At 52.7% G+C, this 11,544-nt stretch carries 12 protein-coding genes; 1 reads left to right on the top strand and 11 read right to left on the bottom strand.

The annotated features are described in order from the left end of the window. Window positions 1-63: 63 nt before the first annotated feature. The 10 genes from asd to BSZ31_RS11970 all read right to left on the bottom strand — a co-directional run bounded on the left by asd (window position 64) and on the right by BSZ31_RS11970 (window position 9,728). Window positions 64-1,185, bottom strand: coding sequence for an aspartate-semialdehyde dehydrogenase (gene asd / locus BSZ31_RS12015; protein ID WP_105029860.1), 1,122 nt, complete (start codon window positions 1,183-1,185; stop codon window positions 64-66). Between the two features lie 47 nt (window positions 1,186-1,232). Further along, window positions 1,233-2,327, bottom strand: a complete 1,095-nt coding sequence (gene leuB, locus BSZ31_RS12010; protein WP_105028955.1) for a 3-isopropylmalate dehydrogenase — start codon at window positions 2,325-2,327, stop codon at window positions 1,233-1,235. Window positions 2,328-2,350: 23 nt separating this feature from the next. After that, a complete protein-coding gene (gene leuD, locus BSZ31_RS12005; RefSeq protein WP_105028954.1) occupies window positions 2,351-2,992 on the bottom strand; it encodes a 3-isopropylmalate dehydratase small subunit in 642 nt (213 codons plus the stop codon). Between the two features lie 91 nt (window positions 2,993-3,083). Continuing rightward, on the bottom strand, window positions 3,084-3,221 hold the full coding sequence (locus BSZ31_RS12000; RefSeq protein WP_105028953.1) for an entericidin A/B family lipoprotein: 138 nt from the start codon (window positions 3,219-3,221) through the stop codon (window positions 3,084-3,086). An 18-nt stretch (window positions 3,222-3,239) separates the two neighbouring features. Continuing rightward, entirely contained in the window at window positions 3,240-4,640 is a 1,401-nt protein-coding gene (leuC, locus tag BSZ31_RS11995) for a 3-isopropylmalate dehydratase large subunit (RefSeq protein WP_105028952.1), read from the bottom strand. A 160-nt stretch (window positions 4,641-4,800) separates the two neighbouring features. Then, window positions 4,801-5,634 (bottom strand): M48 family metallopeptidase, encoded by an 834-nt coding sequence (locus BSZ31_RS11990; protein WP_105028951.1) that lies wholly within the window; start codon window positions 5,632-5,634, stop codon window positions 4,801-4,803. A gap of 90 nt (window positions 5,635-5,724) precedes the next feature. After that, entirely contained in the window at window positions 5,725-6,906 is a 1,182-nt protein-coding gene (locus BSZ31_RS11985) for an MFS transporter (RefSeq protein WP_105028950.1), read from the bottom strand. Window positions 6,907-6,933: 27 nt separating this feature from the next. Then, window positions 6,934-8,040, bottom strand: a complete 1,107-nt coding sequence (gene aroC / locus BSZ31_RS11980; protein WP_105028949.1) for a chorismate synthase — start codon at window positions 8,038-8,040, stop codon at window positions 6,934-6,936. A gap of 152 nt (window positions 8,041-8,192) precedes the next feature. Next, complete coding sequence (locus tag BSZ31_RS11975; protein WP_105028948.1) at window positions 8,193-9,221, bottom strand: NAD(P)/FAD-dependent oxidoreductase; 1,029 nt, start codon at window positions 9,219-9,221, stop codon at window positions 8,193-8,195. A gap of 33 nt (window positions 9,222-9,254) precedes the next feature. Next, complete coding sequence (locus BSZ31_RS11970) at window positions 9,255-9,728, bottom strand: CBS domain-containing protein (protein ID WP_105028947.1); 474 nt, start codon at window positions 9,726-9,728, stop codon at window positions 9,255-9,257. A gap of 145 nt (window positions 9,729-9,873) precedes the next feature. Here BSZ31_RS11970 and BSZ31_RS11965 point away from each other — a divergent pair, with 145 nt between their 5' ends. Beyond that, complete coding sequence (locus BSZ31_RS11965) at window positions 9,874-10,194, top strand: Mpo1-like protein (RefSeq protein ID WP_105028946.1); 321 nt, start codon at window positions 9,874-9,876, stop codon at window positions 10,192-10,194. A 21-nt stretch (window positions 10,195-10,215) separates the two neighbouring features. Here the strand turns inward: BSZ31_RS11965 and der are convergent, their stop codons facing one another. Beyond that, window positions 10,216-11,541 (bottom strand): ribosome biogenesis GTPase Der, encoded by a 1,326-nt coding sequence (der, locus tag BSZ31_RS11960; RefSeq protein WP_105028945.1) that lies wholly within the window; start codon window positions 11,539-11,541, stop codon window positions 10,216-10,218. Between the last annotated feature and the right edge of the window lie 3 nt (window positions 11,542-11,544).

Genomic DNA, 11,544 nt, shown 5'->3' with positions numbered 1-11,544 from the left:
CGTTTACTCCATGAATGTTCAAGCCGCCTTCGGCAGCTTTTTTGGGATCAATATTGATGCAGCTTAGCGTTCAATCAAAATACGCAGCATGCGGCGCAGTGGCTCGGCCGCACCCCACAACAGCTGATCGCCCACGGTGAAAGCGCTCAGATAATCGCCACCCATGGCCATTTTCCGCAAACGGCCAACTGGCACATGCATGCGGCCTGTAACAGCGGCAGGGGTCAAATCGCGCATGGATGCATCACGCTCATTGGGCACCACTTTAACCCAATCATTGGCCTTGGCAAGCATGTCATTGATCTCATTCAATGGAATGTCTTGCTTCAGCTTGATGGTCAACGCCTGCGAGTGACAACGCATGGCACCCACACGTACGCACAATCCATCCACAGGCACACAACCGGGTGTACCCATGGCTGGCTTGCCCAGAATTTTGTTGGTTTCTGCGCCGCCCTTCCATTCTTCTTTGGACTGGCCATTGCCCAGGTCTTTGTCGATCCAGGGAATGAGGCTTCCGCCCAGTGGCACGCCAAAGTTATCGGTCGGGTATGCGTCGGAATTAATATGCTGAGCCACCTTGCGGTCAATTTCCAGAATGGCAGATGCGGGATCGGCCAACAGGTCTTTGACCGAACCATGAATGCTGCCCATTTGCGAAATCAGTTCGCGCATGTTTTGCGCACCAGCGCCAGAAGCAGCCTGGTAAGTCATGGAAGTAATCCACTCCACCTGATTGTTCTGGAACAAACCGCCCAAAGCCATCAGCATCAGCGACACGGTGCAGTTACCACCTACATAATTCTTGATGCCTTTGGTCAGGCCATCCTTAATCACGTTCATGTTCACCGGATCAAGAATAATAATGGCGTCGTCTTTCATGCGCAGGCTTGAGGCCGCATCAATCCAGTAACCATTCCAGCCAGCCTCGCGCAGCTTGGGGAATACTTCATTGGTGTAGTCACCGCCCTGGCAAGTCAACACCACGTCCATTTGCTTCAGAGCGTCGATGTTGTTTGCATCCTGCAAGGGACCCGCGTTGCCAGCGAAAGCTGGCGCCTTGCCACCCGCATTGGAAGTGGAGAAGAAAATCGGCTCGAAATGCGCGAAATCATTCTCTTCCTGCATGCGTTGCATCAGCACGGAACCCACCATGCCTCGCCATCCAACCAAACCAACTTTCAACATAAAAAAACTCCAGTACTTTTAAATTCTTGAATTGCGATTTCGCCTTATTGTTGCTTGGCCAGTGCCGCAACAATTGCATCACCCATACCCGCTGTTCCGGTGCGCGCCTTGCCGTCGCGCCATATATCACCTGTACGCGGGCCAGTGGCCAACACCGTTTTCACTGCGCTCTCAATGCGGTTTGCATAATCTTCAAGGCCAAAGGTGTAACGCAGCATCATCGCTGCAGAAAGCACGGTGGCCATGGGGTTAGCCAGGTCTTTGCCAGCAATGTCGGGTGCGGAACCATGAATTGGCTCGTACAAACCGAAATTGGATTCATTCAGCGAGGCCGATGGCAACATGCCGATAGAGCCAGTCAACATGGACGCTTCATCTGACAAAATATCACCGAACAGGTTACCCGTCACGATGACGTCAAACTGCTTTGGGTTTTTCAACAACTGCATGGCACAGTTGTCAACGTACATGTGGCTTAATTCGACATCGCTGTATTCCTTGCCTACTTCAGTCACAATGTCACGCCAAAACTGGGTAGTTTCCAGCACGTTGGCTTTGTCAACCGAACACAGCTTGCCACCACGCTTTTGTGCTGCCTGAAAGGCCACATGGGCAATGCGGCGAATTTCGGTTTCAGCGTAGCGCATAGTGTCAAATGCCTCGCGCTCGCCTTTAAATGGACCATCCTCGGCGATGCGGTTGCCACGCGGCGTTCCAAAGTAAATGTCGCCAGTCAGTTCACGAACAATCAGAATGTCCAGTCCTGCCACTACTTCAGGGCGTAGGGTAGACGCATCAGCCAACTCCTCATAGACCATCGCGGGGCGGAAATTGGCAAACAGATTAAGGGCTTTGCGAATGCCCAAAATAGCTTGCTCTGGCCGCAAATGGCGCGGGAGCGTATCGAGAGAAAAGTCACCCACCGCACCAAACAACACCGCATCCGACGCCTTTGCTAGGGCCACGGTCTCTTCCGGCAAAGGCACGCCTTTTTCGCGGTAGGCCACGCCACCAATCAAGGCATGTTCAAACTCGATGTTCAAGCCATCGGTTTTCAAGGCTTCAAGCACCTTCACAGCCTGCGCGGTAATCTCCGGGCCAATGCCGTCACCGGGCATTACGGCAATTTTTAAAGTCATTCGTGTTCTCTGCTTTTTTATATTTAGATGGTGTTGGCAAGCCAGGGCTGATTGGCCAGGCGGTTTTTCTCGAAAGCCACAATGTCATCGCGATGCTGCAAAGTCAGGCCAATGTCGTCAAAGCCGTTCATCAGGCAATGCTTGCGGAATGCATCTACATTGAAGTTGTAGCTTTTTCCAGCAATGCTCACGGTTTGTTGCTCAAGATTGACTGTGATCTCAATGCCAGGCTTGGCATCAATCAACACAAATATTTCCTTCACCCCCTCTTCTTTTAAAACAATAGGTAAGAAACCGTTTTTAAAGCAGTTGTTGAAGAAGATATCCGCAAAACTGCTGGAAATAACCGCCTTGAAACCATACTGTTGCAGCGCCCAGGGCGCATGCTCACGGGAGGACCCACATCCGAAGTTGGGACCTGCGACCAACACGGTGCCGCCTTTGAATTCTGGCTTGTTCAGCTCGAAATCAGGATTCAGGGGGCGCTTGGTGCAATCCATGCCAGGCTCGCCTTCGTCCAGGTAACGCCAACCATCGAACAAGTGCTCGCCGAAACCGGTGCGCTTGATGCTTTTCAGAAACTGTTTGGGGATGATGGCATCGGTGTCCACATTGGCGCGGTTCAATGCAACGGCAATGCCAGTGTGGGTTACAAATTTGTCCATAATTAATCCGTGAATATTCCGGTTGATCCGGAGTTCAAACCATACAAGCAAGCAAACGCTTGCCCGCACAGCTTAGAAATACCAGTAAACATTACTTCTTGTTTTCGTCTGCGGTGCGTTCAATGGCAGCGCCGCCCGCCTTGATGTCCTTGCCCATGCCTTCAATGGTGTTGCAAGCGGACAATGACAGGGCTGACAAAGCAAGCAGAAATACGGAAACGATCTTCATATCAAACACTCCTTTGTTTTAAAAGGTTCTGGAATCAGTGAAATGGCCTGCAATCGCTGCCGCAGCCGCCATGGCCGGGCTGACAAGGTGTGTACGGCCGCCCGCACCTTGACGTCCTTCAAAATTCCGGTTGCTGGTGGAGGCGCAGCGCTCACCACTGCCCAAACGATCCGCATTCATGGCCAGGCACATGGAGCAACCGGGCTCTCGCCACTCAAACCCGGCTTCAAGGAATATTTTGTCCAAACCTTCCTTTTCAGCCTGCGCTTTGACCAAACCCGACCCAGGGACCACCATGGCCAATTTGACCGTTTCCGCTTTTTTCTTGCCCTTCACCACCGCCGCAGCGTCGCGCAAATCTTCAATGCGCGAATTGGTACAAGAACCAATGAACACGGTATCTACGTTGATGTCTTCAATTTTCTGCAAAGGCTTCAAGCCCATGTACTGCAAGGCACGCTCGTAGCCCTGGCGCTTCACCGGGTCGGCCACCGAAGCGGGGTCTGGCACCACACCGTGCACATCAGTCACCATTTCTGGTGAAGTACCCCAGCTCACCTGCGGTTCAATGTCTTCCGCACGCAACTCAACCACATGGTCGAAATGTGCACCTTCATCTGAATGCAAGGTTTTCCAATAGGCCACAGCGGCATCCCACATCTCGCCTTTCGGACTAAAGGGGCGTCCTTTCACGTATTCGATTGTTTTTTCGTCGACGGCCACCATGCCAGAACGTGCACCGCCCTCGATGGCCATGTTGCACATGGTCATGCGACCTTCAACAGACAATCCACGGATTGCGGAGCCTGCAAATTCAATGGCATACCCGGTACCGCCAGCCGTGCCGATTTTGCCAATAATGGCCAAAATCACGTCTTTGGCAGAAACACCCTTGCCCAAAGTACCTTCCACGCGAACCAGCATGTTTTTGGCTTTTTTCATCAGCAAACACTGGGTGGCCATAACGTGCTCAACTTCCGAGGTACCAATACCAAATGCCAGCGCACCGATGGCGCCATGGGTGCTGGTGTGCGAATCGCCGCAAACCACGGTCATGCCAGGCAAGGTTGCGCCCTGCTCGGGCCCGATCACATGCACAATGCCTTGGCGCAGGTCTTTGATATCGAAGTAGGTCAGGCCATGGGCTTTTGCATTTTTGTCCAGTGTTTCAACCTGCAATCGCGAAGTTGGGTCGGCGATGCCTTTGGAACGGTCAGTGGTAGGCACGTTGTGGTCCACCACAGCCAGGTTGGCACTGTTGCGCCACAGGTCGCGGCCAGCTAGCTCCAAACCTTCAAAGGCTTGGGGGCTGGTCACTTCATGCAGCAAATGGCGGTCGATGTAAATCAGTGAGGTGCCATCTTCTTCGGTGCGCACCACATGACTTTCCCAGAGTTTGTCGTAAAGAGTTTTTGCCATTTTCAAGGACCTGCTTCGGGCTGACTCATTCAACGGGTTTATTCCGCTGAACGGAGCAGCAAATTGCGTAGAGAATAACCCCTGATTATGCCACAGCCAGCCCCGGCCTTGCAGCACAGCCGGCATGGCTGCGCCTCAAAATCAACTTGCTCGCCGGTGCTTAACGCTTCTTGGCTTGCTCATACAAAGGTTGCACCCTGGCTGAATAAACCTCGAGATCCTGGATCCGGTTTTCGGGCGATGGGTGCGTGGACAACAACTCGGGTGGTGAACCACCACCAGCCCGGCTCATCTTCTGCCAAACACTGATTGCAGCACGGGGGTTGTAGCCTGCACGCGCGGCCAACTCCACGCCAATTCGGTCTGACTCCACTTCATGAGAACGGCCATACGGCAGTGAAATTGCCACATTGGCGGCCATACCCGCAAGATCGGATGCACCACGCGACAAACCAAAAACTGCCGAGGCCAGATCCAGTCCAACATTCGTGGCAAGTTGCTGCGAAATTCGTTCCCTACTGTGTTCCCGCAAAGCATGGGCAATTTCGTGCCCCATGATGGCCGCGATTTCATCATCAGTCAGCGCCAGTTTTTCAATCAAAGCCGAGTAAAACGCAATTTTTCCGCCCGCCATGCACCAGGCATTGAGTTGGTCAGATTCAATCACATTGACTTCCCATTTCCACTGTGGCGCATCCGGCCGGAATGCCACAGTTTGGGGAATCAGGCGATTGGCAATGGCACGCACCCTGGCCACCTGCTTGGCATCCCTGTTCAGTTTGCCTTCCTTTTGCGCCTTGGCGATCACATCGGCATAACCTTTGGCTGCTGCGGCATCCACTTCTGCTGAGGAAACAAGCACAAACTGGGAACGATCAACCCCAACCGCCCCACCAGAGGTGGTTTGAGTGGTTAAACACGCGGCCAGCACACCAGTTGAAAACGCAAGGCTCAGCGTTAATGTGGTGCGTCGCTTCAATCCAGAAAATACCATTGTTTTTCACCTGTAATTGTCAGTAAAACCGTTCTGTAGAAACGGCGCTCAATGCTGCAAAGTTGACATCAATTACCTGCATTCGACAGTTTATCCCGACAAAAGTGCCGAAGTTGGCTGCTTGCTGGCAATCGTAAAGCGCCAACCTAGAAGCAGGGCAATCAAACCACTGACCGAGGCCATGGCAAATGCACTGGCAGGCCCGCCCCACTCCCATGCGAAACGGCCTAAAAATGTACCTGCAGACCCACCGAGCCCATATGCAATGGTGGCATACATGGCTTGGCCACGAACCACCAGCTTGACTGGCAAGTTTTCACGCAACCAGGAAATTGTGGCAGTGTGGTGTGCCGCAAAAGTTAAAGCATGCAAACCCTGTGCAAAAAGCATCAGCCAGCCGTATTCAGGGAATGCCGCTGTCAGGGCAAACCGGAATGCGCACGCTGCGAAGCTGACGCAAAGCCAGGTGTTCAGGGAAAAGCGTTTGAAAAAGCGGGCTTGAAGGGCAAAAAACACCACTTCACACATCACACCAAATGCCCACAAGCCACCAATACTCATTTCGGAATAATTGAATTCGAGCAGGTAAAGCGAGAAAAAAGCGTAGAAAACCCCATGCGCGAAAATCATGAAAAATGCAGCCAACCAGAAAAGCGGCATGGGACCCGGCAACAACAGGCGCTTGAAGCCACTGCCGGTGAACAGGATTGAATTTTCCGTACTGGTCACCCGGGGAGAATCGGGCGTGAATTTCAAGGCTGCTACAAACCCGAGCAGCAACATGGCGCAAGCCCAAAACGGATAAGAGGCAAAACCAAAGCGATCAGCCACAGCCCCGAAAACCAGCACTGCCAACACAAAGCCCAGTGAGCCATACAAACGCACCTGGCCATATTGGCCAGTACAACCGGCACAACGCTCCATGGCATATGAATCGGACATGGGCACCAAACCTGAAATACTCAGGTTCAACAACAACACAAGAACAATGAGGTGAGAAGGCGTTTGCTGATACCAGAACGCAAGAGCTGCAAAACAAAAACCCGCAAAGGTGCCAAGTCGAATCCAGCGAACCCGGTTACCAGTGTGGTCAGCTAGCCAACCCCAGGCAAAGGGGCCGACAATTCGCATCAACTGCATCATGCCCAAAGCCAGGGCGATCACATCCAGGCTATGGCCAATCGATTTCAGGTAAGGCCCTAAAAACGGCGAATACAAGCCGACAAATGCGAAATACGCTGCGTAAAAAAGCGCTAACCAGCCCAGTTGCAAATGCCTGCCCGCTTTTTGGTTGACGACTTAATAATTGGAAATGCCAGGTGGAATTTGAGGAGTGTCCACCTGAACGTCTGCACACTGCGCGCGGTGCACCAGCAGGTGATCCATAATGACCAAAGCCAGCATGGCCTCTGCGATTGGCGTTGCACGAATACCAACACAAGGGTCGTGGCGACCGTAGGTTTCAACATCAATCGGATTGCCCGCTTTGTCAATCGACTTTCTGGGCAAGCGAATGCTGGACGTTGGCTTGATCGCCATACGAACTTCGATGTTCTGCCCTGTTGAAATACCACCGAGAATACCGCCTGCGTGATTAGACCCAAAGCCTTCGGGGGTCATTTCATCGCCATGCTCAGAACCCTTTTGAGCGATACAAGCGAAACCGGCACCAATTTCAACACCCTTTACAGCGTTAATGCTCATCATGGCGTGGGCAATATCAGCATCCAGTTTGTCGTACAAAGGCGAACCCAAACCCACCGGTACCCCAGTGGCCTGAACACGCAAGCCTGCCCCGCAAGAATCGCCCGACTTTCTCAGGGCGTCCATGTAGGCCTCGAGCTCGGCAACTTTTCCATTGTTCGGCGCGAAGAAAGGATTGGTGTGCACATCGTCCCAAGTGGAAAACGGAATATCCACCTCACCAATTTGAGTCATGCAACCACGGATCTCGATACCCAGCTTGCTGGTCAACCATTTTTTCGCGATAGCACCCGCAGCCACCATGGGAGCTGTCATGCGGGCCGATGAACGCCCGCCTCCGCGATAATCACGAATGCCGTATTTGTGCCAGTAAGTGTAATCGGCATGACCGGGGCGAAACGTGTCCATGATGTTGCCGTAGTCTTTGCTGCGCTGATCTTGATTGCGAATCAACAAACCAATTGGAGCACCCGTTGTCACGCCTTCAAAAACGCCGGAAAGAATTTCAACTTGGTCTGCTTCCTGACGCTGAGTGACATGGCGGGAAGTGCCTGGCTTGCGTCGGTCCAAATCGGCCTGCAAATCTGCTTCAGTCAAAGGCAAACCGGGTGGGCAGCCATCAACCACACAACCAATGGCGGGCCCATGGCTTTCCCCAAAATTACTGACCACAAAAAGGCGACCCAGGCTGCTTCCGGACATGCGTGTTCACTCGAATAGGCAAAACATTATTTTATCGGAATATCCCGCACCTGAACGGCGCGGGTGTTGAGCTTACTCAATTGCAACTTCTCAATTGCAACTTATTTGCTGCTCAGTTGCTACTGAGTTGCTACTGAGTTGCTACTGAGTTGCTACTGAATCAAAGTACTGCTGAATGCGTTCGACAGCTGATGCCCCAGTGTGTGACCACTCAAAAATGCGTCTTCTACCCGCGCACCATTGAGCCAATCCCCGCAAGCACCCAACATGTGTTCCTCGCTGAAATAACAAGGCATACCCACCGGGTTGCTGGGCAACGAATACAACCAGCGATGCGCGGTAACCGTCAAAGGCTCTTCGATCAACTGGCCAGTCACATTGCAAAACACATCGAGCAGCATTTTGCCCACTTCCTCGGCAGCGTAGTCCTGATGAAGTCGAGACCAATCGGCAGTGGCCTGCAAGATCCAACGGTCACCCACAGCCCTGCCAGGCTTTGAGGAATCGCGACAAATCCAGCCCAATGGGCTGTCCACTACAAAGGCCCCATCGAAATCTACTTTCACAGCCTCGCGAGGCGTGAGCATGACAGACCAAGTAACGCTGGATTCAACAGCAACGGCCAATTGCGCCAAGGGTTTGTGAACTTCATCGAACAACGGCACCACCTGCTCGGCCGGCACAGCACTGATCACCGCATCAAAGCCAGACTCTACCCTGACGGTGCCATCAGCCAGGTGCAGGGTTAATTGGTAAACACCGTCAGTGCGAACAATACCAGCCACCCGGCATTGCAGTCGAATGTCGAGTCCCCGAGACATGAAACGCGCCAAACTGGCCATTCCAGGCGTACCCACCCACCGCGTGGTCGTGCTTACATGGGGGGAGGAAAGCCCGTAGCCCAAATTAACAACAGAACCAGCCCAAGGCGCCACCGCACCCACCTTTTGGGCTTGGTCAATCAACTCAACAAATGCCGGGGACGAAGCCTGAAAATACTGGGTACCGTGATCAAAGCCCAAAGGGGGATCAATGTCTCGATTTAGCCAGCGCGTGGGCATGCGCCCCCCCGGGCCACGACTTTTTTCATACAAAGTAACCTCGTGACCCAGCTGAACCAACTCGCGTGCGCAGGCCAAACCCGACATGCCCGCACCAACAATCGCAACTCTTTTTTTCACTTTGATACCACCTGTACTGCTTTTGTTTTCAACTCAATTGCTGCTTTCTTCCATGGGCCAATCGCGAATGTAGCCCTTCAGCATTTTGTTCTCAAACCCTTGTTCCTCAAGCACCGCTTTGGCCACGTCGTGAAACGAAATCACACCGCACAGTGTGTTTCCATCCATCACGGGCAAATATCGCTGGTGATTCTCAAGCATCAGTTTGCGAAGGCTATCCACCTCCATATCCAGGGTGGCCACGGTGGGCTCTGTGTTCATGACCTCGCGAACCACAATTTCAGCCACAGGCGGCGTGGGGCCGGTGCGGTGCTCTTTTTGCCGTTTGGCCAGAACACGTATCACTTCGCGGAAGGTTACGATGCCGGCCAGCGCCCCTTTGTCCATCACCACCAATGAACCCACGTCATGATCAGCCATGGTAACCACGCAGTCGGACAAATGAGTATCAGGGGTGACAGTAAAAAGCGTGTTGCCCTTTACACGCAGGACTTCTTTAACTTGCATCACAAACCTCCTAAAATATTCTTATGGTCGTTTTATTCATCCTACCCGAAATGCCACAGCTTTCAAGTCCAAATTTCTGGGCAGATACAGGCCTGAAGCGGCAAGGGATGTAAACTACAACGACTAAAAATAAACAAATGGAGACATGGGCATGCCAAAAACCGGAAACAGATTTCAGACTTTTGCCGATTTTTATCCTTTTTACCTGGCTGAACACAACAACCTGACTTGTCGCAGACTGCATTTTGTAGGCTCAACACTGGCACTGGTGTGTTTGTTCAAATTGATTACCACCGGCCAGCCTGTTTGGCTGCTGTATGGTTTGCTGACTGGGTACGCATTTGCGTGGGTGGGCCACTTCTTTTTCGAGAAGAACCGCCCAGCCACATTCAAGTACCCGCTTTACAGCTTCATGGGTGACTGGGTGATGTACAAGGACATCCTGACCCGCAAAATCCCGTTCTGATTTTCGCGTTAATTTTTCGCGTTAATCTTTCTTGTCAAACGGGTTCACGTTGCTTCGGAATTCAACCCGAAGCGGCGTTCCATCCAGCTTGAAACGCTCGCGAATTCGGGTTTCCAGGTAACGCTTGTAGTTGTCAGGAATGGCATCCAGCGCAGTGCCATGAACAATCACAATAGGCGGGTTCTGCCCGCCCTGGTGCGCGTAGCGCAATTTGGGCCTGAATATGCCCTTGCGTGGGGGTTGTTGGTGCTCAACACACTCCTGAATCAGGCGCGTCAGTTTGGGCGTTGACAACTTGGCGAAAGCCGCGGCGTGCGCCTCATCGACTGATTTCATCATGGCTGCAATTCCAAAAGGCCTTGTGGCAGACACGTAATGAAACTTGGCGTAATTCAGGAAAGTCAACTTGCGCCCTACTTCAGCCTTGATTCGTTCCTTGCGGTAATCATCCAGGCTGTCCCATTTGTTCACAGCCAACACCAGTGAACGCCCCGCTTCAACAATGAAGCCAGCAATAGAGGCGTCTTGATCGGAAATATCCTGCTGGGCATCCAGCATCAAGATCACCACATTGGCGTCTTCAATGGCTTGCAGGGTTTTAATCACTGAAAACTTTTCAACCGACTCAAACACCTTGCCGCGCTTGCGCAAACCGGCTGTGTCAATCAAGGTATAAGGCTTGTCATTGCGCTCGAAATCAATATAAATACTGTCGCGAGTGGTACCCGGCAAATCGAACGCAATCACGCGTTCTTCACCCAACAAGGTATTTACCATGGTGGACTTGCCCACATTGGGACGTCCGGCAATGGCCACCTTGATGCGCCTTCCGCCCTCTTCATCTTCGGGCAACACAGGCAGCTTTTCACAAGCAATGTCCATCAACTGACGCACGCCGTCGCCATGGCTGGCAGATATGGTCTCTGGTTCGCCCAAACCCAACTCGAAGAAGTCGGCGGCGGCCATCGAGTGGGTGTAGCCCTCGGTTTTGTTGACCACCAGAATTACTTCTCGCTTGGCCTTGCGCAGCTCTGCGGCAATCACGTGGTCGTGCGGGGTGACGCCTTGGCGACCATCCACAAGAAACAAAACCAGGTCAGACTCAACAATTGCCTGTCGGCTTTGTTTGGCCATTTCGGCGTAAATACCGTCTTTGGCCACAGGCTCAAGCCCGCCGGTGTCCACCACCAAATATTCTCTGGGGCCAATACGGCCTACACCATAATGGCGATCACGGGTTAGACCAGGCTGGTTGGCCACCAAGGCGTCTCTTGTTCGGGTCAAGCGATTGAACAATGTGGACTTGCCCACGTTTGGGCGCCCAACCAGGGCAATGACAGGTTTCATGTT

Source organism: Limnobacter sp. SAORIC-690 (genome assembly GCF_002954425.1).
GTDB classification, from domain to species: Bacteria; Pseudomonadota; Gammaproteobacteria; order Burkholderiales; family Burkholderiaceae_B; genus Limnobacter; species Limnobacter profundi.
Note: the sequence above shows the minus strand (reverse complement) of the source record. Positions and strands in the feature narration are given on the sequence as shown.